This is a genomic window from Streptomyces sp. NPDC039462 (genome assembly GCF_055639375.1).
Window position 1 is genome coordinate 368683 of sequence record NZ_JBVKAO010000009.1, and the last position, 24937, is coordinate 393619.

The window sequence follows — 24937 nt, forward strand, 5'->3', positions numbered from 1 at the left end:
GTCATCACCCGTTCCGCGCCGCGGAAGCAACCAATCCGCTCACGGCGCACTCCGCCACGCGCAAGGGGGCGCCCCGGGCCGAAAACGGCCCGGGGCGCCCCCTTTAACAGAAACTACGAATGCGTGCGCAGCAACGTCCGCATCGTCCGCATCGCCACCGACAGGTTCGCCAGGTCGAACGCGTCCGAGCTCTGGATCTCCTCCAGGGTCGTCCGCGCCCGGCTCAGGATCGGGGCGTTCTTCTCCTCCCACGCCTTGAAGCGCTGCTCCGGCGTGGAGGCGCCGTTGCCGACGGCGAGGACGTCCGCGGTGAGCGCGGCGTGCGCGGCGTACAGGTCCTCGCGGATGGAGGCGCGCGCCATGGACTGCCAGCGGTCGGCCCGCGGCAGCTCGATGATGCGGTCCATGAGCTGGGTGATGCGGAGCCGGTCGGCGAGGTCGTAGTACACCTCGGCGACCGCCATCGGCTCCTTGCCCGTCCGCTCGGCGACGGCGACGATGTCGAGCGCCGGGAAGGCGGACGAGAACCCGGCGACGCGCTGCGCGAGCTCGGCGGGCACGCCCGCGCCGGTCAGCTCGTCGCGGATGCCCTGGTACCACTCCAGGTCCGAGCCGCGAAGGAGCTGCGGCAGCTCGGCCCAGACCTCGGCGACGCCCTTGCTGAAGAAGTCGATCGTCTCGGCGAGCTGCAGCGGCTGCGGCCGGTTGTTGAGCAGCCAGCGCGAGCCGCGCTCGACGAGGCGCCGCGAGTGCAGCCTGACCCGGGTCTGGACGTCGGCGGCCACGACGTTGTCGAGCGCCTCGACCGCGTCCCACACCTCGCTCAGGCCGAAGATCTCGCGGGCGGCGAGCTGCGCCCGCACGATCTCCTCCAGCGAGGCGCCGGTCTCCTCGCGCAGCCGGTGCAGGAAGGTCGAACCACCGGTGTTCACCGTGTCGTTGACCAGCACGGTCGTGATGATCTCGCGGCGCAGCGCGTGCCCGTCGACCTGCTCGGGGAACTTCTCGTGCAGGGCCTTCGGGAAGTACGCGTGCAGCAGCCGCCGCAGATACGCGTCGTCGGGCAGCGTCGTCTGGATCAGCTCGTCCGCGGCCGTGATCTTCGTGTAGGCGAGGAGCACGGCGAGCTCGGGCTGGGAGAGGCCGCGGCCGGAGTTGAGCAGCTCGCGGATCTGCCGGTCGTTCGGCAGGAACTCCAGACCCCGGTCGAGGTGGCCCTGCTTGCCGAGCCTGCGCATGAAGCGCTGGTGGGCGTGGAGCAGGGACGACGACTGGGCGACGGCGTTGGCGAGCGCGGTGTTCTGCGCGTAGTTGTTGCGGAGCACCAACTGGCCGACCTCGTCGGTCATTTCGGCGAGCAGCTTGTTGCGCTGCTTGACCGTCATGTCGCCGTTGGCCACCACCGCGTTGAGCAGGATCTTGATGTTCACCTCGTGGTCGGAGGTGTCCACGCCCGCGCTGTTGTCGATGGCGTCGGTGTTGATGCGGCCGCCGGCGCGCGCGAACTCGATGCGGCCCAGCTGGGTGAGGCCGAGGTTGCCGCCCTCGCCGACGACCTTGACGCGCAGGTCCTGGCCGTCCACGCGGATCGCGTCGTTGGCCTTGTCGCCGACGTCGGCGTTCGACTCGGCCGACGACTTCACGTACGTACCGATGCCGCCGTTCCACAGCAGGTCGACCGGCGCCTGGAGGATGGCCTTCATCAGGTCGGCCGGGGTCATCTTGGCGACCTTGCCCTCGATGCCGAGCGCCTCGCGGATCTGGGCGTTGAGCTGGATCGCCTTGGCGCTGCGCGGGAAGATGCCGCCGCCCGCGGAGAGCAGCTCCTTGTCGTAGTCGGCCCAGGAGGAGCGCGGCAGCTCGAAGAGGCGGCGGCGCTCCGCGTACGAGGTGGCGGCGTCCGGCTTCGGGTCGATGAAGATGTGCCGGTGGTCGAATGCCGCGACGAGCCTGATGTGCTCGGAGAGCAGCATGCCGTTGCCGAACACGTCACCGGACATGTCGCCGACGCCGACGACCGTGAAGTCCTCGGACTGGGTGTCGCAGCCCAGCTCCCGGAAGTGCCGCTTGACGGACTCCCAGGCGCCGCGGGCGGTGATGCCCATGCCCTTGTGGTCGTAGCCCGCGGAGCCACCGGAGGCGAAGGCGTCGCCGAGCCAGAAGTCGTACGACTCCGCGACCTGGTTGGCGATGTCCGAGAACGTCGCGGTGCCCTTGTCGGCGGCGACGACGAGGTACGTGTCGTCCTCGTCGTGGCGCACCACGTCGGCCGGCGGCACGACCTCGCCCGCGACCAGGTTGTCGGTGATGTCGAGCAGCGCCGAGATGAACGTCTTGTAGCAGGCGACACCCTCCGCCAGCCACGCGTCGCGGTCCACGGACGGGTCGGGCAGCTGCTTGGCGACGAAGCCGCCCTTGGCGCCGACGGGCACGATGACGGTGTTCTTGACCATCTGCGCCTTGACGAGGCCCAAGATCTCGGTCCGGAAGTCTTCCTTCCGGTCGGACCAGCGCAGTCCGCCGCGCGCCACCTTGCCGAACCGCAGGTGGACACCCTCGACACGGGGCGAGTACACCCAGATCTCGTACGCGGGACGGGGCGCCGGCAGGTCGGGGATGGCCTGCGGGTCGAACTTCATGGAGACGTAGTTGTGCGGCTTGCCGCTCTCCGCCGTCTGGAAGAAGTTCGTCCGCAGCGTCGCCTTGATGACGGTGAGGAAGGAGCGCAGGATGCGGTCCTCGTCCAGCGACGCGACCTGGTCGAGCGCGCCGTCCAGCTCCTCCAGGAGCCCGTCGGTCAGCTCGGTCCCGGCGCGCTGGCGGTCCGGCGACATCCGCGCCTCGAAGAGCGAGACGAGCAGCCGCGTGGTGTGGACGTTGTTGCGGAGGGTGTCCTCCATGTAGTCCTGGCTGAACGTCGAACCGGCCTGGCGCAGGTACTTCGCGTAGGCCCGCAGGACCATGGCCTGACGCCAGTTGAGCCCGGCGCGCAGGACCAGCGAGTTGAACCCGTCGACCTCGGCGGCACCGGTCCAGGCGGCGGCGAAGGCCTCCTGGAAGCGCTCGCGGCCGTCGTCGCCGAGGTAGTCGCCGTTGCCGTTCGGGGACTTGGGCATGCGGAGCCCGAAGTCGTAGATCCACGCGTGCGTACGGTCCGCGCAGCGCAGCTCGTACGGACGCTCGTCGGTGACCTCGACGCCGAGGCGCTGCAGCACGGGCAGCACGGCGGAGAGGGAGACCTGCTCACCGGTGCGGTAGATCTTGAAGCGGCGCTCGCCGGGGGCGGCGCCCACCGGCTCGTACAGGGAGAGGGCGAAGTCCTTGTCGTCGTGGCCGAGCTGCTCCAGGTGCTGGAGGTCGGCGACGGCGGCGCGCGGCGTGTGGTCGGCCTTGTAGCCCTCGGGGAAGGCGCTCCCGTACCGGCGGAGCAGTTCGGCGGCGCGCTCCTCGCCGCACTCGGCGGTCAGCGCCTCGGCGAAGCCGTCGGCCCAGGAGCGGGCGGCGTCGACGAGCCGCCCCTCGATACGCTCGACGTCGGCTTCGGAGAGGTCGGGGACCTCGCCGCCCTTGGGCACCCGGACCACGAAGTGGATGCGGGAGAGGATCGACTCGGTGTTCCAGGCGGTGAAGTCGACGCTTGCGCCGTTCAGCTCCTCCTTGAGGATGTCGATGATCCGCAGCCGGACGCCGGTGGTGTAGCGGTCGCGCGGCAGGTAGACGAGGGCGGAGTAGTAGCGCCCGTACTCGTCCTTGCGCAGGTAGAGCCGCAGCCGGCGGCGCTCCTGGAGGTAGAGGACGCTCGTGACGATGGCCCGCAGCTCGTCGGCGGGCGTCTGGAAGAGCTCGTCACGCGGGTACGTCTCCAGGATCTGGAGCAGGTCGCGCCCGTCGTGGCTGTTGGCCGAGAACCCGGCGCCCTTGAGCACCTCCGCGACCTTGCGGCGAATGACGGGCACGCGGCGCACGGACTCGGTGTACGCGGCGGACGAGAAGAGCCCGAGGAAGCGCCGCTCCCCCACCACATTGCCCTCGGCGTCGAACTTCTTCACGCCGACGTAGTCGAGGTAGCTGGGCCGGTGCACCGTCGCCCGGCTGTTGGCCTTCGTCAGCACGAGGAGCCGGTGCTCACGGGCCTTGGCGCGCGCGTCGGCGGGCAGCCGGTTGAAGGACGGGCTCACCGGGTGGTGGTCGTCGCTGTCGTGCTTCGGGTCGGCGCGCAGGATGCCGAGGCCGGTGCCGGGGACGGCGGCGAGGGAGTCGTCGTCCGTGAGGTCGTACTCACGGAAGCCCAGGAACGTGAAGTGGTTGTCGGCGAGCCAGCGCAGCAGCTCGCGGGCCTCCTCGACCTCCTGGTCGGGCAGGTCCCCCGCGGTCGGCTCGGTGGGCAGCTCGTCGGCGATGCGCAGCGCGGCGTCGCGCATCTTCTCCCAGTCCTCGACGGTCTCCCGCACGTCGCTGAGGATCCGCAGCAGGTCGGCGGTGATCTGCTTCAGGTCGGCGCGGTCCGTCTCGCGGTCCATCTCGACGTGGATCCACGACTCGACGAGCGCGTCGTGCGGCCGCTCGCCACCGGCCCCCTCGGTCAGCACCTCCAGGAGCTTTCCGGTCACGTCACGCCGCACGATGACCTGCGGGTGGATCACGACGTGGATGCCGCGCCCCTGCCGGGACAGCTCGTTGGTGACGGAGTCGACGAGGAAGGGCATGTCGTCGGTGACCACCTCGACGACGGAGTGGCTGCAGGTCCAGCCGTTCTCCTCGACCGTCGGGGTGTGGACCCGCACGTTGGCCGTCCCCTGGGGCCGGTTCTCGGCGAGCCGGTAGTGCGAGAAGGCGGCTCCGAAGACGTCGACCGGGTCGCGGTCGGCCAGGTCCTCGGGGGCGGTGTGCAGGTAGTAGCGCTGGAGGAACGCGAGAGCCGTGTCCTGGTCCGGCGTGGCCTCGCTCGTCGTCCCGGTCGGTGCACCGCTCGGCAGGCGCCCTCCGACCGGGCTGTTCTCAGCGACCCGGGCGGCCCTCGCGAGCAGCTCGGCCTTGGCTTCGTCCAGCTTGGTCTGCATTGTCCTCTGACTCCTGTCGCGCGCCATTGCGTGACGTAGAAGGAAGTGATGTGCCGTGACGTCGCGGCCCGGGGTCTCCGGCCGGAATCGACGTTATGCCGCGGTGCGGGAAGAGCGGTCGGCTTTCCGCCATTTTCAGCGGTTCCGCTGACGGATGGCATGCCCGGCCGGTCCGGCCGCACCGCGAAGAAGCGTCAGCGAGGCCCCGGGCACGGTTGTCCACCGTGTTCCCCGGGCGCAGAGCGGGGGCGTCCATGCCCCCGCGGGATATCGCGCTGATCACGGGTCAAGGCTATCGCTCCCGACCCGGAAGCCGTCATGAGCCGTATGTGTACAAAAGCAGGGGTGGAACTTTGACAGTCTGCACAGTGACCCCGGCCGCCACCCCCTCTTGGCAAACGGCCGGCGCGCGGGCACGTTGACGGGAGGGGCCGGCCGACAGCGGCAGCGCCCGTCCGAGGGGAGCGCGGCAAGATGGCAGCGAAGATCCTGATGGTGACCGGCGACGCGGCGGAGTCACTCGAAGTCCTCTACCCCTACCAGCGGCTGCGCGAGGAGGGCTACGACGTCCACATAGCCGCCCCCGCCCGCAAGAAACTGCGCCTGGTGATCCACGACTTCGAGCCGGGCTTCGACACCTACACGGAGAAGCCGGGCTACACCTGGCCCGCGGACCTCGCCTTCTCCGAGGTGGATCCCGGCCAGTACGCCGCCCTGGTGATCCCGGGCGGCCGGGCCCCGGAGTACCTGCGCAACGACCCGGAGCTCCGCAAGATCCTCAAGTCCTTCTTCGACGCGGACAAGCCGGTGGCCCAGATCTGCCACGGCCCGCTCCTCACCGCCGCGATCGACGGCCTGAGCGGCCGCAGGGTGACGGCGTACCCGGCGCTCGAACTGGACATGCAGGCGGCGGGGGCGACCTATCAGGACGCGGAGGTCGTGGTGGACGGCACGCTGGTCTCGTCCCGCGCGTGGCCGGACCACTCGGGCTGGATGCGGGAGTTCCTCACGGTCCTGCGGGCGAAGGCCCCGGTCACCTGATGCGGAGCGACACCCTCCGGTAGGTATACGGAGTCTCGTACATCGGTATGCGGATCCTCAGGCATACCGATGCCAGGAAACGCACCCGCCCGACAGACTCGGTCCTGCGCCGTTCACGGGGCTGCGCGGGGCGGGGCTGCCGACAGTGCCTGGTCCATTCCCCCACGGCTGTCGTGGCAAGGCGGCACCCGCCCCACCGCACCCCGTGCCCGGCCGCCGGGCGTCTGCCCTTGTCGGCGAGGGCAGACGTCCCGCCCAGGCGAGCACCTGCCGGCCGGCCGCGAGCGCACCGGAGTGAGCCGCTACCCCACTTCGGCCGCCCCCGCGATCTCCGTGCGGGACCCCACCCCCAGCTTCGCCAGAATGTGCTCCACGTGCGCGTCCGCGGTCCGCTTCGAGATGACGAGCCGCTCGGCGATCTCCCGGTTCGACAGCCCCTGGGCGACCAGCGCGGCGACCTCCCGCTCCCGCCGCGTCAGCACATCACCCGCCACCCGCCGCCCGGCCCCCCGCGGAGCCGGCGCCCGCCCCGGCACGTCCGCGCCGCTCCGCACCGCCTCCAGCACCTGCTGCCCGGACAGCCGCGCCCCGACCGCGTGCCACCGGTCGAACTGCTTGCCGCCCAACGCCTCCCGCACCGACTTCCGCGCGGCCTCCTGCCGCTCCAGCAACGTCGGCAGCATGCCGATCGGGTCTCCCTGGAGCCGCCGCGCGTTCTCCGCGTACCCGAACAGCCAGGCGGCCCGCTCGTGCCGGCCTTCCCGCGCGGCCGCCCACGCCAGCCCGTGACAGCACATCGCGGCGACGAGGATCTCGTCGACCTCGCCCGCCGCCTCCAGCCCCCGGCACATCGACGCGACCCCCGCCTCGCGCTCCCCCACGAGCCACCGCACCAGCCCCTGCACCATCAGCGTGGACCCGTAGAACTGCCGCTCACCGACCCCCTCCAACGCGTCGAGCCCCTGCGCGCAGAGCTCCAGGGCCCCGTCCGTGTCCCCCAGGACGGCCCGCAGCAGAGCGCCCTCGCAACTCATCACCACGAGACCCAGCCGGTTGTCGCTCTCCAGCATCCGCCGCCGCACGTCCGCGAGCCCCGCAAGGCCCGACTCGTCCCCGCACAGCGCGGCGAGCCCCTGGCCGTACGCCTCGGCGAACTGCGCGACCTCCTCGTCGCCCGCACGCTCCGCGCACTCCCGCGCGAGCGCCATGCGCTCGACGGCCGTCGCGAGATCCGCGGTCCAGACGCCGAAGGCACCGGTCACCAGCAGTCCCCACGCCCGCGCCGAACAGTCCTCGGGGACGCGCTCCAGCCCCTTCTCGATCCAGTACGCGCCTTCGGAGAGCGTCCCCGAGGCCCGCCAGTGCGGCCACAGCCGCGCCGCGAGGCGGAGCCCCTCCCGCTCCCGCCCATGTGTCTCGTACGCGTACTCAAGGGCGGCCCGCAGCCCGGCCGCCTCGGCGCGGACGGCCCGGTGCAGCTCCGGCTGGGCGGCGGTCAGGAACCCCTCCTCGAAGCGCCGCCCCATGTCCCGGTAGTACGCGAAGTGCCGCGCCCGCAGCGCCGCGCCCCCGTCGTCCTCCACCTCGCCGAGCCGCTCGGCCCCGTACTCCCGGAGGGTGTCGAGCAGCCGGTAACGGTTCCCGGCCTCCCCGAGCCGCTGCACCACCGACTTGTCGACGAGCCCGATCAACTGCCCGAGGACCTCTCCGACGGGCAACGCCTCGTCCCCGCACACCTGCTCGGCCGCCGCCAGCTCGAAGGACCCGGCGAAGACCGAGAGCCGGGCCCACAGCACCTGCTCGTCAGGCGTGCACAGCTCATGGGACCAGTCGATGGCGGTACGCAACGTCTGATGCCGCGACAGAGCGGTGCGCCGCCCCCCGGTGAGCACTTGGAAACGATCGTCGAGCCGCGCCACGAGTTCCTCGACGGAAACGACCCGCAACCGCACCGCGGCAAGCTCCAGAGCGAGCGGAATGCAATCGAGCCGATGCACCAGGTCCAGCAGCCGCTCCCGGTTGGCGTCGCTCACCCGGAACCCGGGCACGACCCCGGCGGCCCGCTGCGCGAACAACTCCACCGCGTCGTCCGGCGCGAGCGGCGACACGGGACAGCAGTGCTCCCCCGGCACGTCCAGCGGCTGCCTGCTGGTCGCGAGCACGCACACGTCGGCGGCCTCGCGCAGCAGGATGTCGGAGAGCATCGCGCACGCGTCGACGAGGTGCTCGCAGGTGTCGAGGACGATGAGCAGCCGCCGCCCCTGCAGATGCGCCACGACCGCGTCGAGCGGCTCCATCCCGGACTGCTCCGGCAGTTCGAGGACCGCCGCGAGCGTGGCGGGGATCAACTCCGGGTCCCGCAAGGCCGAGAGCTCGGCCAGCCACACCCCATCAGGAAACCGCTCCCCGAGCCCGGCGGCCGCCCGCAGCGCGGTACGGCTCTTGCCGACACCTCCCGGCCCGACCAGCGTGACGAGCCGCGCGTACGCGAACGCCGCCTGCACCTGCGCCAGTTCGTCCACCCGCCCGACGAACGAGGTCAACTCGGCGGGCAGTTGCCCGCCCCGCCGCTGCCCGAAGCCGAAACCCATCGCGATACCGCCCCCGCCACGTCGTCCCGAGGATCCGGACCTCAGCGTACGCAGAACGACGCGGAGCGTGAACGGAATCACCGCAACCGCCCTCAGGCGACGAGCCGCTCCGCCTCCTCGACAGCCTCCGCCAGGCTGTCGACGACGGGCACCCCGGCGAGCTCCAGACTCGCCCGGCTGTGCGAGCCACCGGTGTAGAGCACGGCCCGCGCCCCCACGTGGGCCGCGGCGACGGCGTCGTCGACGGCGTCCCCGATGACGACGACCCGATCGACGTCGAGCCGCTCCTCGAAGGCGTCGAGGTGCCGCACCATCCGCTCGGCCTTACCGGCGTGCGACTCGTCGGTACGGCCGTCGATGCGCACGAAGTACTCGTGGATCCCGTGCCGGCGCACGAAAGGGATCAGCCGGTCGTGCGGGGCGAGCGACAACAAGGACTGCGTACGCCCCTCGTCCCGCCGTGCGGCGAGCAGCTCGGCGGCCCCTTCGGCCAGCCCGCAGGCCTCCGCCCGTGCCCAGTAGTGCTTGTGGAAGACGGCGTCCATGACCCGCCACTCGGCATCGGTGGGAAGCCGCCCCATCAGCCGCTCGTAGAACCGCGGAATCGGCACGCAGTACAGCTCGCGATACCGCTCCAACGTGATCGCCTCGAGCCCGAGCTCCGCGAAGGACGCGTTCGTCGCCTCGATCACCGCATGGATGTCATGCAGCAACGTCCCGTTCCAGTCCCACACGATATGCGCCCCGCGCACCGACTTCCCCATGCGGAAAATCTACCCGCCCCGACCCGCGACCGACCGCGAGCGCCCAGACCGGGGGCAAGCCCCCACCGGCCCGCAGCCGCGCGGTCGATTGTCACGGGGCCGGCCCCCACCGGCCCGCAGCCGCGAGCGCTCGCGAGGGGACGTGGGGGTATGTGCGAACGGAGCACCGAGCCCACTCTGGCGTCTTTGGACTTGAGGCGCGGCGCAGGGATGGCGAGTACGCACATACCCCCGCGGCCCCGCCCCACAGACGAAGCAAAGGCGACCCCCGCACAAGGCGAACGACGCCAGAACCCGCCCGGCCCACAGACGAAGCAAAGGCGAACCCCGCCCAAGGCGCCCCGCCAGAAACGTCAGCGGATCAGCTCGGGGATCTCCTGCGTGGCGAACCAGAGCAGCTCATGGTCCTCGACCCCGTCCACCACGAACCGCGCGTCGTCGTCACCCTGGTCCGCCGCCCCCAGTGCCTCGACCGCGGCCCGCACGTCCGCCTCCGCGTCCCCCGCGTCCACGTGCACGGCCGCCACCTTCCCCAGCGGCAGCGCCCCGCCGATCCGCACCTCGCCGAGCGCCCCCTGATCGAGCCCCCGGTCGGGATCGGCGACGGCGGCCCCGTCCGGCACGTCCGCCGCGAGGACGACCCGGCACCGCGCGGCCCCGGAGTCCACCGCGACCATCCGCAGCGACGCCATCGCCGCCCGGTTCAGCGCCGCGTACTCGAGCTCCTCGATGTCGTCCGAGACGTACCACTCCCGCAGGGCGGGCGTGACGGCATAGGCGACGAGCGGCCCGGGCCCCAGCTCCCCCGCCTTGTACGCCTCGGCGAGCCGGGGCAGGGTCACGGGAACGTAGACGCGCATGGGGCTGACCGCTTTCATCCGTGTCCGCGGCACGCGGACTTCGTGGTCGTGGAGAGACCTTCAGGATACGTGCGGGAGCCCCTCATATACGTGCGGGAGTCCCCCATCGAGCTCCCCCCACGACCCCCACAGCGGTCAACACCCGTACGACATCTCACCCACCACACCCCCGCCGCCCCACCGCTCCCGAGCCCCCGCCCCCCCCTGATAGGTGAACCCGAGAGCGACCCCCCGCACCCCCTCAGCCCTCTTGCCCCGCCCGCCTCCGCCCCCGTACAAGATCCCCACCAGGAAGTTACTCCCCGGTACCGAGCACGAGCCGGACCCCCGCACGCACCCTCAGGCGAACAAGAGAGGCACCCCATGCACAAGGTGATGACGAGGCCTCGCCCCCGCCCGGCAGCCACCCGGCCACCCGCGAGCCGCCCGCCCACGGGCCGCCCGCCGACCCGGAGGGACTCCCGCCGTCCCTCGAACCGCGAACGCCCGCCCGGCACGATCCCCGCCCAGCCACCCCCGCACCCCACCGAAGTCTTCGCGGAACGCCTGCTCCTGGTCCTCAGCGGCCAGCGCCCGATGCACTGGGTGGCCCGGCACATCGCCAACACGGCCTTCGACGACCTGGCCCACCTGGCGGAGCTCAGGCCGCTCTGCGCGGGCGGCCACCGCCCCACGATCCACCGGATCGGCCACTACCAGCCGCACCCCGAGACGTACGAGGTCTTCGCCCGCGTCGCGACGGGCCCGAGGCTGCGCGCGCTGGCGTTCCGCCTGACGCTGGGAGCGGACCGAAGGTGGCGCTGCACGGCAGTCGAAACAGACCCACGCCCCTGAGACGCGCCTCCCCCTCTCCCCGCCCACGACGAAGGGGCCGGACAGAAGCCCGGCCCCTCACGCCACCACTCAAAGCAACAAACGCTGCCGCGGCCTACTTCTTGCGCCGCCGCCCGCCCTTCTGGGCCTTGCGCCGCTCCGCACGGGTCATCCCGTCCGCCTCGGACCGCACCTCGGAGCCGTCCGTGGTGAAGTCGCCCTCGTCGACACCGCCCTCGGCGTTCGGCGCCTGGAAGTGCAGGCGGTCGGGCCGCTGCGGCGCCTCGAGGCCCTTGGCGTGGATCTCCGGCCGCGAGGTCCCGGCGCCCGCGGGCACCGCGTCCTGCACGCCGTCCTTCGTCAGCGAAGGCGCCGCGTCCGAGACGGGGACTTCCTCGACCTGCTGCTCGACCTGGACCTCCAGGTTGAACAGGTAGCCGACGGACTCCTCCTTGATGCCGTCCATCATGGCGTTGAACATGTCGAAGCCCTCGCGCTGGTACTCGACCAGCGGGTCCTTCTGCGCCATGGCACGGAGGCCGATGCCCTCCTGGAGGTAGTCCATCTCGTAGAGGTGCTCGCGCCACTTGCGGTCCAGGACCGACAGGACGACACGCCGCTCCAGCTCACGCATGATGTCGGAGCCGAGCTGCGCCTCACGGGCCGCGTACTGCTCGTGGATGTCGTCCTTGATGGCCTCGGAGATGAACTCGGCGGTGAGGCCCGCGCGGTCGCCCGCGGCCTCCTCCAGCTCCTCGACGGTGACCTTGACGGGGTAGAGCTGCTTGAAGGCGCCCCACAGCCGGTCCAGGTCCCACTCCTCGGCGAAGCCCTCGGCGGTCTCGGCGGCGATGTACGCGTCGATCGTGTCGTCCATGAAGTGCGTGATCTGGTCCTGCAGATCCTCGCCCTCCAGGACGCGGCGACGCTCTCCGTAGATGACCTCGCGCTGCCGGTTGAGGACCTCGTCGTACTTGAGGACGTTCTTCCGGGTCTCGAAGTTCTGCTGCTCGACCTGGGACTGCGCGGAGGCGATCGCGCGGGTCACCATCTTGTTCTCGATGGGCACGTCGTCCGGCACGTTGGCCATGGACATCACGCGCTCGACCATCTGCGCCTTGAAGAGGCGCATCAGGTCGTCACCGAGCGACAGGTAGAAGCGGGACTCGCCGGGGTCGCCCTGACGGCCGGAACGACCACGCAGCTGGTTGTCGATACGGCGCGACTCGTGCCGCTCCGTGCCCAGCACGTAGAGGCCGCCGAGCTCCTTGACCTCTTCGAACTCGGCCTTGACGGCCCGCTCGGCCTTCTCCATGGCGGCGGGCAGCGCGGCGGCCCACTCCTCGGCGTGCTCGACGGGGTCGAGGCCGCGCTGGCGCAGCTCCGCCTCGGCGAGGTCGTCGGGGTTGCCGCCGAGCTTGATGTCCGTACCACGGCCGGCCATGTTCGTGGCGACGGTCACGGCGCCCTTGCGGCCGGCCTGGGCGACGATGGTCGCCTCACGGTCGTGCTGCTTGGCGTTGAGCACCTCGTGCTGGATGCCGCGCTTGGACAGCTGCTGGGAGAGGTACTCCGACTTCTCGACGGAGGTCGTGCCGACCAGGATCGGCTGACCCTTCTCGTGCTTCTCGGCGATGTCGTCGACGACGGCGGCGAACTTCGCGACCTCGGTGCGGTAGATCAGGTCGGACTGGTCGGCGCGGACCATCGGCCGGTTCGTCGGGATCGGCACGACGCCCAGCTTGTAGATCTGGTGGAACTCGGCGGCCTCGGTCATGGCCGTACCGGTCATGCCGGAGAGGCCGCTGTCGTAGCCCTCGCGCTTGTAGAGGCGGAAGAAGTTCTGGAGGGTGATGGTCGCAAGGGTCTGGTTCTCGTCCTTGATGTCCACCCCTTCCTTCGCCTCGATCGCCTGGTGCATGCCCTCGTTGTAGCGGCGGCCGGCGAGGATACGGCCGGTGTGCTCGTCGACGATCATGACTTCGCCGTCGATGACGACGTAGTCCTTGTCCTTCTTGAAGAGTTCCTTGGCCTTGATGGCGTTGTTCAGATAACCCACGAGCGGCGTGTTCACCGACTCGTAGAGGTTGTCGATGCCCAGCCAGTCCTCGACCTTGGCGACACCGGACTCGTGGATGGCGACGGTGCGCTTCTTCTCGTCGACCTCGTAGTCCCCGGTCTCCTCGATGCCCTTGAGCTGGTTGCCGGGCTCGCCCTTCGTGAGGCGCGTGACCAGCTTGGCGAAGTCGCCGTACCACTTGGTGGCCTGGTCGGCGGGGCCGGAGATGATCAGCGGCGTACGGGCCTCGTCGACGAGGATGGAGTCGACCTCGTCGACGATGGCGAAGTTGTGGCCGCGCTGCACCAGCTCGTCCTTCGACCACGCCATGTTGTCGCGCAGGTAGTCGAAGCCGAATTCGTTGTTCGTGCCGTAGGTGATGTCGCAGTTGTACTGCTCGCGGCGCTGGGCCGGCGTCATGTTGGCCAGGATGCAGCCGACGGTCAGGCCCAGGAACTTGTGGACGCGACCCATCATCTCGGAGTCGCGCTCGGCCAGGTAGTCGTTGACCGTGATCAGGTGGACGCCCTTGCCGGAGAGGGCGTTCAGATAAGCGGGCAGGGTGCCGACGAGGGTCTTGCCCTCACCGGTCTTCATCTCCGCGACGTAGCCCATGTGCAGCGCGGCGCCGCCCATCATCTGGACGTCGTAGTGGCGCTGGCCCAGGACGCGCTTGGCGGCCTCGCGGACCGTCGCGAAGGCCTCGGGAAGGAGGTCGTCGAGCGTCTCGCCGTCGGCGTATCGCTCCTTGTACTCCTGGGTCAGCGCGCGCAGCTCGGCGTCGGAGAGGCTGACGAAGTCCTCTTCGATGGAGTTGACCTGGTCCGCGATGCGGTGCAGCTTGCGCAGGATCTTGCCTTCGCCTGCACGCATGATCTTCGAGAGGACGGACACGGGGGTTGGTCTCCTTGCCGGTCGGGCCTGGCATGGTCGGTTTTACTCGTCGGGCACCGGCCATCGTATGCGAGGACCGGGCCGCGCCGGGAGGTGTGCCATGAGGTCAACGGACGAGGGGCGCCGAAGGTGCCGGGTCGCGCCCCCGAGTGCCCCGCGAGAGGTGATCGCGAAGGGCGGGCGAAAAGTACTGGCTCCCGGGGCGGCGCCCCCTCATCATCGCTTGATGGAGCCCGTCACCCTCACCACCGAACGTCTGTTCCTGCGTGTCTTCACACCCGAGGACATCGACGAGACCCACGCGGCCTGCCAGGACCCGGACATCCAGCGCTGGACCACCATTCCCTCGCCGTACGCGCGCGTGGACGCCGAGGACTTCGTGCACGCCATGGTCCCAGCGGGCTGGCGCAACGACACGGAATACACCTTCGCCGTACGTCCCCGTGAAGGCGGCCCCCTGCTCGCCGCCGCCAGCCTGCACCACCCCCGCTCGGGCACCTGGGAGATCGGCTACTGGACGGCCAAGGAGCACCGGGGCCGCGGCTATATGCGGGAGGCCGTGCTCGCCCTCGCCCGCTGGGCCTTCACGGACCTGCGGTGCACTCGCCTGGAGTGGCGCGCGGAGGTCGGCAACACCGGCTCGCGGGCGGTCGTGGAGAAGGCCGGCTTCACCGTGGAGGGCGTCCACCGCGCGGGCATGCTCAACAAGGAGACGCTCCGTGACTGCTGGGTCGGCTCGCTGCTCCCCTCGGACCTCGGCATGCCGTCACCGCACCCGTACCTGCCCGCGAGGGCGTGAGGCCCCTCCACGAAGAGCCCCTGCGCCGACCGGGCCCGCCCCAATGTCAGTGCCGCCGCCTATCGTTCGGACCATGACGAGCCTGCCGAGCCCCGCCATCGAACTCTCCGCCGACGAGGCACGCCGCATGGTCCTGCGCGCGCAGGGCTTCCTGGGAGCCCCCGACCGAAGGTCCGGGGTCCGGGGCGTGCTGCGCCACCTGGGCGCGGTCCAGCTCGACACGATCTCGGTCCTGGCCCGCTCGCACGAACTCATTCCGTACGCACGCCTGGGCGCCGTAGGCCGCGACACCGTGGAAGCGGCGTACTGGACGGACACGCACGCTTTCGAGTACTGGTCGCACGCCGCCTGCATCCTCCCCATCGAGGAGTGGCCGCACTTCGCCTTCCGCCGCCGCGCCTACCGCGCCCGCCCGCAGTGGCACCACGACCTGCCCGCCGGGGCGTACGACCAGGTCATCAAGCAGCTCCGCGCCGAAGGCCCGCTCACCGCCACGGAGTTGGGCGGCGCGAAGAACAAGGGCGAGTGGTGGGACTGGTCCGAGTCGAAGATCGCCGTCGAGCGGGCGCTGATGTACGGCGAGGTGGTGTGCACCGAGCGCCGCTCCTGGAAGCGGGTGTACGACCTGGCGGAGCGCGCCGTCCCGGACACCCTGCTCCACGACGACCTGGACGACACGGAGTGTCTGCGCCGCCTGGTCCGGCTGGCCGGTGAGGCGCTGGGCGTCGGCACGCGCGCGGACATCGCCGACTACCACCGGCTCAAGGGCGAGCAGTTCGACGCCGTGGTCGCGGACTCGGGCCTGGTGCCGGTGATGGTCCAGGGCTGGGCCAAGCCGGCCTGGGCGGACCCGAAGGCCCTGGAGACGACGCCCCGCGGCCGGCACCGCACCACGCTCCTGTCGCCCTTCGACTCACTGATCTGGGAGCGGGCGCGCACCGAGCGGATCTTCGGGTTCACGCACCGCCTGGAGGCGTATGTGCCCAAGCCGAAGCGGATCCACGGCTATTTCGCGATGCCGCTGCTCGCGGGCGGCAGGCTCCTCGGCCGGGTCGACCCCGCGCGCGAGGGCAGCACCCTGGTCGCCAGGCAGGTGGCGCTCGACACCCCGAAGGCGGTGGCCCCGATGGCGCAGGCGCTGCTTGAGGCGGCGTCCTGGGTCGGCTGCGACGCGGTGCGGGTGGAGCGGGTGAACCGCCCCGAGCTCACCGCCGAGCTGGTGCGGGCCCTCACCTGATCTCGAGGATCTTCTCCCGCATCGCGTAGACCACGGCCTCCATCCTGGAGTGCAGCTGCAGCTTCTCCAGGATGTTGCGCACGTGGTTCTTCACGGTGTTCTCCGAGATGAACAACTCCTTGGCGATGTCACGGTTGTTCATGCCGGTGGCGACGAGCTTGAGCACTTCGAGCTCCCGGTCGGTCAGCCGGGGCGCGGGGACGAGCCGCCGCTCGTCGGTGCGCTGGATCATCGACTTGAACTCGGTGAGCAGCTTGGACGCCATCGACGGGCTGATCTGCGACTGCCCGTCCGCCACCGCGCGGATGGCCGTCGCCACCTCGTCCGTGGAGATCTCCTTGAGGAGATAGCCGGTGGCGCCCGCCTTGATGGCGTCGTAGAGGTCGGCTTCCTCGTCGCTGATCGTCAGCATGATGATCTTGGCGCTGGGCGCCACCTCCTTGATGGAGGTGCACGCCTCGATGCCGCCCCGCTTCGGCATGCGTACGTCCATGAGCACGATGTCGGGCAGCAGATCGGCGGCCTTGTCCACCGCCTCCGCGCCGTCGCCCGCCTCTCCGACGACCTGGATGTCCTCCTCGGCGGCGAGGACGATCTCCAGGCCGCGGCGGAAGAGGGCGTGGTCATCCACCACAAGGACCCGGATGGGCTCCTTGCGTGGGGCGCCCGCGTCCGTGCCGATGCCGATGCCGTCGCCGGCACCCTGGTGACGCATCGGTCCGAAGCTGTCCGCCATCGTTCCTCCCCCATGAAGGCCGCGGCCTGTTGTGCTTCTGCTGCGCCAACCCCAGGCGGCAGCACACCGGTTGACCGGCTCGCCCATGATTTCATGCCCGGCGCCGGTGCGGTGCGCGCACTGGGCGCACGGTGGTGCCCCTGGGGGCGCACAGGCGCTCCAGGGGCACCACCTCGGCTGTCATGGGGCGGTCGTCAGCCGCCGAGGGCTCCGCCTCCGCCGCCCGTCTCCGCCTTGGCCACCATGGGGTCGGTGTTGAGGCGGATGACGCCGTAGTCGTAGGCGTGCCGTCGGTAGACGACGCTGGGTTCCTTGGTCTCGGAGTCGACGAACAGGTAGAAGTCGTGTCCGACCAGTTCCATCTCGTAGAGCGCCTGGTCGAGTGACATGGGTGCCGCGACGTGCGTCTTCTCGCGGACCACGAGGGGACCTTCACCCTGGATCTCCAGGGAGCCGATCTTCTTGACCGGTACGCCGTCCGGCTCTTCGTCGCGCGCGAGGGTGCCGTCTCCGTTGAGCGTCGCCGCGTCCGGGACGCGCTCGGCGACTTCGGCGGCCGAAAGCCTGCCGTTGCCGCGCCGGTTGTGGCGCTTCTCGTGCTGCTTGCGCAGGCTGGCGTCGAGCTTGGCCGTCGCCAGGTCCAGCGCCGCATACGGATCTGCGGCCGAGGCTTCCGCGCGGATCACGGGTCCACGCCCGCGGAGCGTGATCTCCACACGGTCGGAACGGTCGGCCTGACGCGGGTTGGTTTCCTTGGACACCTCGACGTCGAGGCTGATCACCTTGCCGTCGAGCTTCTGGATCTTGTCCAGCTTCAGCTTCTCGGCCACGTGCTTGCGGAACCGCTCGGGCACCTCGGTCTTGCGGCCCTTGACGACGATGTCCACGCAGAACTCCGTTCCCGGATCGCTCCGCTTCGGATGCGGAGCATCTCCCTTTTGCACCAGACCCCGGTGACTCCCGGGGCCTCGGACTCGGTGACTTCCACCTCCTCCTCCCCCGTGGGCAAGATCTCCACCCCACCGGCCCGGGTGATTGCGAAAACCACGGACCAGCACGGACCGGTATTCCGATATGCGAGGGACGGCGTCCGCCATTCCTCACAACCGAACATATCTCGCCCGGACGGATGTCGTCACCCTCTACTGCGGCGTACCTCCATTCAGGTGTAACGACCCTCTCATCACCTGCAACGATGCAAGTTCTCAGTCAGTTCCGGTTTATTTCGAAAGAATCCGGCGACGCGGCGACAACGGCGGCGTCGACCGTGTTCTCGCAGCCCAATACCGACCTTCGTACAACCCCCGTTCCCGGTTCTCGTACGCCCTCCGCTCCGGCGTTCTCTTCCGTGCGCAGGGCACGTAATGCGCGGGCGGCCTCCGCCAATGAGGCACCGGTCGTCATCAGGTCGTCGACGACCACGATCCGGCCACCGCCCGCCAGCAGTCGGCCGCCCCCTGCGGTCACCTCCAGGGCGCCCGCCAGATTGGCCTGCCGCTGCCGGGAGTCGAGCCCCGACTGGTCGGCCACCGCACGCCGCTGCCGCAGCACCCCGAGCACCCGCGCCGGGATTCCCGCCCGCCGCAGCTCACCCGCCGCGGCAAGGGCGATCCGCCGCACCGGGTCGTGCCCGCGGGCCCGCACAGCGGCCCGCGCGGACGGCACAGGCACGAGTGACAACGGCAGCATCACACGCCCCTGTGGACCATCCTGTGTGCCGCTTACCCACGTTCGCGCCCCGCTATCACCGTGGGCCCCGGATTCGCCCGGCAGACCGCCGCACACGGCCTCGCGCTCGGAATGGCCCCGCAGGCCTGCGCACACGGCTCCGGCGAGCGCCGCCCCCAGGGGCGCGGCGAGCCCCAGGGCGCCCCGCTCCTTGTGCGCGAGCAGCACGGCCCGGACGGCGTCCTCGTACGGCGCGGCGGCGTGCACCACGGGCAGCCCGGGCGGCTCAGGCTCAGGCCGCACCCGGCGCGGCACGGCCCCGCACAGGGCGGCACGGCACTCGTCGCAGAGCGCCGCCCGGGGCTCCCCGCAGCCTCCGCACTCGGCCGGCAGCACCAGGTCGGTGAGGTCCTGCCACCACCCCCGCATGCCCCCACTGTGCCAAGCCGCCCACCGCCCGGCCACCCCTGTGGACAACCCCCTGTGGACAACCGCCCGCCGATGACGACACGTCCGCCGAGGGCCGCACCAAGGTCAGCCGAGTCAGCCCGGATAGACCGGCGCCAGCCCTTCCTTCACGACCGTCTGCCACTGCGAACCCGTCGGCAGCCGCACGATCCCGTCGTCCGAGTGGGCCACCAGCGGCTGCCGCTCGTCCTCGGACGCCGCGATCTCCTTGACGCCGGTCAGGCCGGGCAGCGCGGTGCCCGGCAGCACCGAGCCGTCGCACTGGACGTACCGGATCTGCTGCACGCCACCGGTCTCCCTGCCGACCACCACGAGGCGGCTCCCGCCCGCCCACGACATGGCCGTGACCTCTTCCATCCGCGGTGCCGCCGGAGTGGGGTCGAGGACGGAGATCTCGGGCCGCTCCCCCTTGCCGACGCCCCGCTCGGCCCGGCCGATCCACAGGGACTGCTTGCCGTCCTTCTCCACGAGGAAGGCGATGCGCACGCCGTCGGCCGACACGCGCACCTCCTGGATGCGCCCGTCCAGCGCGGGCACCTCGACCTCGACCGGCTTGCCCACGCCCTGGTCGAGCCAGAGCAGCCGCGGCCTCTTCGGATCACGGTCGGCCACCCACAGATTGCCCCGGCCGTCCCAACTGGGCGTGGAGAGGCGGTCCTCCTCCGACTTCGCCTTGCTGCGCAGCTCCGCCTTGCCGAGCGGGTCGTCCGAGAGCAGCGACCCCGTGTACAGCGACTTGCCGTCGAGCGACACTCCGGCCGCACGCTGCTCGTCCCGCGAGACCGCCGCCGAGCGCAACGGCTGGTCGCCGGTGCCGAGGACGCCCGTCACCGGCTCCGGATCCGCCGCGCTCCCGGAGTTGGCGGACATCCGGACCAGCCGGTGCTCCTCGTCGACGAAGTACTGGTAGTCGGGGCGGTCCGCACTGCGGTGTGCCGCGACGGTCTCGGCACGCTCCTGGCTCAGCACACACAGCATCGAGCCGTTGGAACGCTGCAGCGTCACCTGCTCGACCCCCGAAGGCGTCAAGTCCTGCAAGGTGAAGAGCAGTTGCGCCGCCATCTCCTTGCACTTGGTCTGCCCGGCGCCGTCCGAGCGGCTGTTCAGCTGCACGGTCAGCCTGTTCTGGTCGTCCGGCGTCAGCGTCTTCTCGGGGTCCTTGAGCTCCGTGCCGCTGGGGAAGCTCGAGAGCACCACCGGGCGCAGCCAGTTGGTCGGCCCCTTGAGCAGCGTCTTCACCGTCTGCGTCAGCGGGTCTATGCGCTGCCGGATGTAGACGGGGTCCGCGACGAGCCCCGTCCGGCCGCTCACGCCCGCACCGGTGGGCCCGGCGAAGTAGTACTTGTTGACGGGCCGGTAGATCCGCTGGAAGTCCGATTCGCCGAGCACCACGCCCGGCGGCGGCTGGTCGATGCGCCACTCGTTCCCACCCGGGCCGCCGTTCTGGCTGAGGTGCACGGACTGGCTGTACGCCCCGTCCTCGGGGCGGTAGGCATGCTGTTCGTCGACCCTCGCGACCTGGTGCCCGGTCAGGGAGTAGCGGCGGCTGCCCTCACCCTCGTTGCCCGCGTTGCCCGCGTCGGGGTTGGGCCCGTCGGCGAGCACCGTCGCGGACTCCTCCGGGTGCCACTCCCGCGACGCCTTCTTGGTCAGGTATTTGCGCGCCATCGCGAACTGCGGGTCATCACTGGTCAGCGCCTCCAGGAAGCCCTGGACGATCTCGATGGGCCGGGCGCCCTCGCGCGGCGGCATGGCGTAGACACGGACCTGCGACTGCGAGTCCGGACGCTGCGAGGCGTCGACGGACTTCAGATTCCCGCTGTCCGGCATCGAGGCGCACCCGGCGAGGAGTGCGCCGCAGCTGCCCAGCAGGAGTCCGGTGCGCAGGGGACGCCTGCGGCCCGTACGGCGGCCGCGCCCGTCGGGATCAGCGCCCACGAGTGTTCTCCTCTTCCCTGTCCGCCTGCCCGGCGCCGTCACCACTCGGGCGACTGGACTCACTCGCACCACTGGCCTCACGTGCACCACTCGGGCCACTTGGACCGCTCGGGCCACTCGGGCCGCTCGGGTCACCGGCGCCACCCACGCCACCCGGGTCGCTCACGCCACCCGCACCACTCGGACCGCTCGGACCGCTCTGGCCGCCGGCCCCACCCTGCGGCTCGTCATCCATCTGCCGACGCGCCACGACCCGCGCCCCGCTGCCGGGCAACGCCGTCGGGTCCACGGGCCCGGTGTGCAGCAGCCGCGGCGCTATGGGCCCCTTCGCCGGCACGGGCGGCGGAACCCGCTCGGACGTCGCCGAGGACGCCTGCGCGGAGGACTGCGCGGAGGACTGCGCGGGAACCGTGGCCAGCTTGTTCCCGCCCCCGAGGGGCAGCCCCGCGTCGTTCAGCCCGCGGTGGCGCCGCGAATCGTCGGGCTCCAGCGGTATCGGCGAGCCCCGCAACGGCTCGTCCGCCGTCCTCGGCAACGTAAGCCTGAACTGCGAGCCACCGCCCGGCTCGCCCCACGCCTGCAACCAGCCGCCGTGCAGCCGCGCGTCCTCCAGGGCGATGGAGAGGCCGAGGCCCGTACCACCCGTCGTACGCGCGCGTGCCGGGTCCGCCCGCCAGAAACGGCTGAAGACCCGGGTCGCCTCGCCCGGCTTGAGTCCCACTCCGTAGTCCCGCACCGCGACGGCGACCGCGCCGCCCGCGGCGGCGAGCCGCACCACGACGTCCTTGCCCTCACCGTGCTCCACGGCGTTGACGACGAGATTGCGCAGCACGCGCTCCACCCGCCGCGCGTCGGCCTCGGCGACCACCGGCTGCTGGTCCCCCACGACGCGTATGTGGGTGCCCTTGCGCTCGGCGAGCGGCTCCGCGCCGCCGACGACCCGGCGGACGACCTCACGGAGATCTATCGCCTCGGCCTCCAGCGCGGCCGCCCCCGCGTCGAACCTGCTGATCTCCAGCAGATCCGCGAGCAGCGACTCGAACCGGTCCAGCTGGTCGGCGAGCAACTCCGCCGACCGTGCGGTCACCGGATCGAAGTCCACCCGCGCCTCGTGGATGACGTCGGCGGCCATCCGTACCGTCGTCAGCGGCGTACGCAGCTCGTGCGACACGTCGGACACGAACCGCCGCTGCATCCGCGACAGCTCCTCCAGCTGCTGGATCTTCAGCTGCAGGTTCTGCGCCATCTTGTTGAAGGCCTCACCGAGCCGCGCGATGTCGTCCTCTCCGGTGACCTTCATGCGTTCCTGAAGGCGCCCGGCGGACAGCCGCTCGGCGATGCCCGCGGCCATGCGGACGGGCGTGACGACCTGGCGCACCACCAGCCAGGCGATGGCGCCCAGGAGCACCACGACGAAGAGCCCGGCGGTCGCGAGAGTCGTCCTCACCAGGTTCAGCGACTCCTCCTCCTGCGTCAGCGGGAAGAGGTAGTACAGCTGGTACGGATCGCCGTTGAGGTCGTTCAGCCGCTTGCCGATCACCAACGCGGACTGCGGCTCACGGCCGTCGTCGTACACGACCCGCGTATTGGCCTGGTAGACGCCGGTGCCGTCGTCGACCTGGCGGCGCAGCTCCTCGGGCACGCTCAGTATCGGCTCCACGCCGCCCGAGGCCCGCGACCCGCGCACACTGCCGGAGTCGCCGGCGGATGTGGGGCTCAGCGTCACCACCGCGAAGGCGTTCTGCCCACCGCTGGAGAGCTGCTCGACGAGGTCGGACATCCACACGGCGGCGTTACGCCCGTCAACCGTGCTGCCGTCCTGGCCCTGGCCCTGCCCGGTGCTCTGCCGCGCCGCGTTGACGCTGTCCTGCGCGGCGCGGAAGCCACCGTCGGCCTGGCTCTGCGACGCCTTCACCTTGGCCTTGAGCAGGCCGTTGTTCACGGAGCTCATGACGGCGAAGCCGAGCATGAGCACCACGCCGAGCGACATCAGCAGGGTCGTGACGACAACCTTCAGCTGGATGTTGCGCCGCCACAGCCGCACGGCGGGCAGCAGCGGACGGCGCACCCAGCGCACGAAGAGCCGGAGCACAGGGCTGCCCTGCACCCCGCCCTGCAGCAGCAGCCCGCCGTCGACGAGCCGCCCGAACCGGGACGCGCGACGCGCCGGGCCAGTCCGCCCCGAGCGAGCCCCCGGACCCCCGGGCGCCGAGGTGGAACTGTCCCGGGTCACGTCAGCTCGGTCCGGCCTTGTAACCGACGCCACGGACGGTCACCACGATCTCCGGCCGCTCGGGATCCCGCTCGACCTTGGACCGCAGCCGCTGGACGTGCACGTTCACCAGACGGGTGTCCGCCGCGTGCCGGTAGCCCCAGACCTGCTCGAGGAGCACCTCACGCGTGAACACCTGCCACGGCTTGCGCGCCAGCGCGACCAGCAGGTCGAACTCCAGCGGCGTCAGCGCGATCGACTGCCCGTCCCGCTTCACGGAGTGCCCGGCCACGTCGATGACCAGGTCACCGATGGCCAGCTGCTCCGGCGCGGGCTCCTCCGACCTCCGCAGCCGCGCCCGGATCCGGGCCACGAGCTCCTTCGGCTTGAACGGCTTGACGATGTAGTCGTCGGCCCCGGACTCCAGGCCGACCACCACATCCACCGTGTCGCTCTTGGCCGTGAGCATGACGATCGGCACCCCGGACTCCGCCCTGATCAGGCGGCACACCTCGATGCCATCACGCCCCGGCAACATCAAATCGAGCAGTACAAGATCCGGCTTTGCCTCCCTGAAAGCGGCCAGCGCCTTGTCGCCATCAGCTACGAACGACGGCTCAAAACCTTCACCACGCAGCACAATCCCGAGCATCTCGGCCAGTGCGGTGTCGTCGTCGACGACAAGGACTCGTCCCTTCATGCCTGACATCATCCCATTCTCGTAACAGTGACTGGGCTGCTGGTGAGAGAGGTCACTGGCCTGTGACGATAGTCGTATGAGGTCACTACTGTCTGCGGTGGTCCGTGGCTGTTGATGTCAGTAACGGATGTCAGCTCCCCACCCGAGGATCTAGTCATGCGGGCAGGAAGAGTGAGCCCCGGCCGGAACCGGGGCCCATGGTGCTCAGCCCTCGCAGTAGTCAAGGAAGTCGCGCGGGTCGTAGCCGGGGTACTCGTCCGGGCAGAGCGTGACGTCCTCGGGGTCATCGGCGTACGGGTTGGGAACGATGCCGTCGTCGCACTGGGGGTTGGTGCAGGTCATGGTGTGCTCCCTAGGTCGGTGCCGTTGTCCTGATGGGCTTCGCCCGGCACGGTCCTGGGAGGGCGCACAAGGTGGAGCACCCCACTGGCTGAACGACCTTGTGCGCCCTCCCAGGTTCGTGCTGCCCTTGGGCATCAGGACAGCGGTGCCGACCGGCAGACACCCCCACTGAGCCGACCCACGACCACGGCCGACCGCCTGCCGGCCACACCCACCCCCGGCATGCCAACACGGCACCCTCCACAGCTCGCAGCCTGTCCACGCGGTCGGTGGAGCGGCTTTGGGCTGGAGCTGCTTTGGGGCGAGTGATCATGGCCCCTTAAGCTCATCGCGATTCGGGCAGTCAGTGGACCTGCCCGCAAGGTCCGAATCGGGGCCATGATCTTAGAGGCTCGCCCCAAAGTGGCTGCCTAAAGCCGTGGAGCCGACCGCCCCAGCCCACCACCTTCCCCACCCCCATCCCACCTCTCCTTCCCCCACCTCCTGCCCACCGCGGCGAATGGTGGTCCACGGCCGGCAGGGTGATCCCGTGCTGGCGCACTGGAAGCTCCCGCGGGCTCGGCTGGCGGTGCGGGTCCTGCCCGGGTGCGCTGCCGGGCGGTCTTCCTGCTGCCTTCGAGGCGTGCGGCAGGGGGCCGGCCATGGCTCCGGGGTTGAGCATCCTGGCTTGGGGTCGTGGCCACGGGTGGTGGGTTAGCCCGCTGTGTGCCGCCGCCGCGATCCGGCCTATTCGGTAACCCAAAGCTTCTGTGACC

General features: G+C 70.7%; 16 protein-coding genes. 4 read left to right on the top strand and 12 right to left on the bottom strand.

Going from position 1 to position 24937, the window contains the following annotated elements:
* Positions 1-113: 113 nt before the first annotated feature.
* On the bottom strand, positions 114-5060 hold the full coding sequence (locus tag ACZ7LU_RS37010; protein WP_471919255.1) for an NAD-glutamate dehydrogenase: 4947 nt from the start codon (positions 5058-5060) through the stop codon (positions 114-116).
* A 474-nt stretch (positions 5061-5534) separates the two neighbouring features.
* Between ACZ7LU_RS37010 and ACZ7LU_RS37015 the strand changes: the two genes are divergently transcribed.
* Positions 5535-6101 carry a DJ-1/PfpI family protein gene (locus ACZ7LU_RS37015; RefSeq protein ID WP_398298401.1) on the top strand — a complete coding sequence of 189 codons (567 nt, stop codon included), beginning with the start codon at positions 5535-5537 and terminating at the stop codon, positions 6099-6101.
* 302 nt (positions 6102-6403) lie between these two features.
* On the opposite strand, the gene ACZ7LU_RS37020 is transcribed toward ACZ7LU_RS37015, so the two are convergent.
* From ACZ7LU_RS37020 to ACZ7LU_RS37030, 3 genes are all read right to left on the bottom strand, one after another.
* Positions 6404-8692 carry a helix-turn-helix transcriptional regulator gene (locus ACZ7LU_RS37020; protein WP_471919256.1) on the bottom strand — a complete coding sequence of 763 codons (2289 nt, stop codon included), beginning with the start codon at positions 8690-8692 and terminating at the stop codon, positions 6404-6406.
* Positions 8693-8784: 92 nt separating this feature from the next.
* Positions 8785-9456: an HAD family hydrolase gene (locus ACZ7LU_RS37025; protein WP_398298406.1), complete on the bottom strand. Its 672-nt coding sequence runs from the start codon at positions 9454-9456 to the stop codon at positions 8785-8787.
* Positions 9457-9809: 353 nt separating this feature from the next.
* Positions 9810-10316, bottom strand: a complete 507-nt coding sequence (locus tag ACZ7LU_RS37030) for a DUF6912 family protein (RefSeq protein ID WP_471919257.1) — start codon at positions 10314-10316, stop codon at positions 9810-9812.
* A 375-nt stretch (positions 10317-10691) separates the two neighbouring features.
* Here ACZ7LU_RS37030 and ACZ7LU_RS37035 point away from each other — a divergent pair, with 375 nt between their 5' ends.
* Positions 10692-11150, top strand: a complete 459-nt coding sequence (locus ACZ7LU_RS37035) for an Rv3235 family protein (RefSeq protein ID WP_471919258.1) — start codon at positions 10692-10694, stop codon at positions 11148-11150.
* Between the two features lie 94 nt (positions 11151-11244).
* Here the strand turns inward: ACZ7LU_RS37035 and secA are convergent, their stop codons facing one another.
* A complete protein-coding gene (gene secA, locus ACZ7LU_RS37040; RefSeq protein ID WP_468093107.1) occupies positions 11245-14082 on the bottom strand; it encodes a preprotein translocase subunit SecA in 2838 nt (945 codons plus the stop codon).
* A 226-nt stretch (positions 14083-14308) separates the two neighbouring features.
* Here secA and ACZ7LU_RS37045 point away from each other — a divergent pair, with 226 nt between their 5' ends.
* Both ACZ7LU_RS37045 and ACZ7LU_RS37050 read left to right on the top strand, forming a co-directional pair.
* A complete protein-coding gene (locus tag ACZ7LU_RS37045) occupies positions 14309-14881 on the top strand; it encodes a GNAT family N-acetyltransferase (RefSeq protein WP_398298414.1) in 573 nt (190 codons plus the stop codon).
* 73 nt (positions 14882-14954) lie between these two features.
* Entirely contained in the window at positions 14955-16118 is a 1164-nt protein-coding gene (locus ACZ7LU_RS37050; protein ID WP_471919259.1) for a winged helix-turn-helix domain-containing protein, read from the top strand.
* Here the strand turns inward: ACZ7LU_RS37050 and ACZ7LU_RS37055 are convergent.
* The 7 genes from ACZ7LU_RS37055 to ACZ7LU_RS37085 all read right to left on the bottom strand — a co-directional run bounded on the left by ACZ7LU_RS37055 (position 16111) and on the right by ACZ7LU_RS37085 (position 24182).
* Complete coding sequence (locus ACZ7LU_RS37055; protein WP_398795889.1) at positions 16111-16854, bottom strand: response regulator; 744 nt, start codon at positions 16852-16854, stop codon at positions 16111-16113. The two genes, ACZ7LU_RS37050 and ACZ7LU_RS37055, sit on opposite strands and share 8 nt — an antisense overlap.
* A gap of 194 nt (positions 16855-17048) precedes the next feature.
* Complete coding sequence (gene hpf / locus ACZ7LU_RS37060; protein WP_398298420.1) at positions 17049-17741, bottom strand: ribosome hibernation-promoting factor, HPF/YfiA family; 693 nt, start codon at positions 17739-17741, stop codon at positions 17049-17051.
* Positions 17742-18063: 322 nt separating this feature from the next.
* Positions 18064-18951, bottom strand: a complete 888-nt coding sequence (locus ACZ7LU_RS37065; protein ID WP_471919260.1) for a ComF family protein — start codon at positions 18949-18951, stop codon at positions 18064-18066.
* Between the two features lie 114 nt (positions 18952-19065).
* Positions 19066-20928 carry an LpqB family beta-propeller domain-containing protein gene (locus tag ACZ7LU_RS37070; RefSeq protein ID WP_471919261.1) on the bottom strand — a complete coding sequence of 621 codons (1863 nt, stop codon included), beginning with the start codon at positions 20926-20928 and terminating at the stop codon, positions 19066-19068.
* Complete coding sequence (gene mtrB / locus ACZ7LU_RS37075; protein ID WP_471919262.1) at positions 20918-23161, bottom strand: MtrAB system histidine kinase MtrB; 2244 nt, start codon at positions 23159-23161, stop codon at positions 20918-20920. Before mtrB ends, ACZ7LU_RS37070 begins: the two co-directional genes overlap by 11 nt.
* A 1-nt stretch (position 23162) precedes the next feature.
* Positions 23163-23852 carry a two-component system response regulator MtrA gene (gene mtrA / locus ACZ7LU_RS37080; RefSeq protein ID WP_189176211.1) on the bottom strand — a complete coding sequence of 230 codons (690 nt, stop codon included), beginning with the start codon at positions 23850-23852 and terminating at the stop codon, positions 23163-23165.
* Between the two features lie 192 nt (positions 23853-24044).
* On the bottom strand, positions 24045-24182 hold the full coding sequence (locus ACZ7LU_RS37085; protein ID WP_471919263.1) for a hypothetical protein: 138 nt from the start codon (positions 24180-24182) through the stop codon (positions 24045-24047).
* Positions 24183-24937 lie beyond the last annotated feature (755 nt).

What these genes read in the sequence shown, in the direction of transcription:
- ACZ7LU_RS37010 (WP_471919255.1), bottom strand. Translation starts at nt 5,060, where the DNA reads ATGCAGACCAAGCTGGACGAAGCCAAGGCCGAGCTGCTCGCGAGGGCC.
- ACZ7LU_RS37015 (WP_398298401.1), top strand. Translation starts at nt 5,535, where the DNA reads ATGGCAGCGAAGATCCTGATGGTGACCGGCGACGCGGCGGAGTCACTC.
- ACZ7LU_RS37020 (WP_471919256.1), bottom strand. Translation starts at nt 8,692, where the DNA reads ATGGGTTTCGGCTTCGGGCAGCGGCGGGGCGGGCAACTGCCCGCCGAG.
- ACZ7LU_RS37025 (WP_398298406.1), bottom strand. Translation starts at nt 9,456, where the DNA reads ATGGGGAAGTCGGTGCGCGGGGCGCATATCGTGTGGGACTGGAACGGG.
- ACZ7LU_RS37030 (WP_471919257.1), bottom strand. Translation starts at nt 10,316, where the DNA reads ATGCGCGTCTACGTTCCCGTGACCCTGCCCCGGCTCGCCGAGGCGTAC.
- ACZ7LU_RS37035 (WP_471919258.1), top strand. Translation starts at nt 10,692, where the DNA reads ATGACGAGGCCTCGCCCCCGCCCGGCAGCCACCCGGCCACCCGCGAGC.
- ACZ7LU_RS37045 (WP_398298414.1), top strand. Translation starts at nt 14,309, where the DNA reads ATGGAGCCCGTCACCCTCACCACCGAACGTCTGTTCCTGCGTGTCTTC.
- ACZ7LU_RS37050 (WP_471919259.1), top strand. Translation starts at nt 14,955, where the DNA reads ATGACGAGCCTGCCGAGCCCCGCCATCGAACTCTCCGCCGACGAGGCA.
- ACZ7LU_RS37055 (WP_398795889.1), bottom strand. Translation starts at nt 16,854, where the DNA reads ATGGCGGACAGCTTCGGACCGATGCGTCACCAGGGTGCCGGCGACGGC.
- ACZ7LU_RS37065 (WP_471919260.1), bottom strand. Translation starts at nt 18,951, where the DNA reads ATGCGGGGGTGGTGGCAGGACCTCACCGACCTGGTGCTGCCGGCCGAG.
- mtrA (WP_189176211.1), bottom strand. Translation starts at nt 23,852, where the DNA reads ATGATGTCAGGCATGAAGGGACGAGTCCTTGTCGTCGACGACGACACC.
- ACZ7LU_RS37085 (WP_471919263.1), bottom strand. Translation starts at nt 24,182, where the DNA reads ATGACCTGCACCAACCCCCAGTGCGACGACGGCATCGTTCCCAACCCG.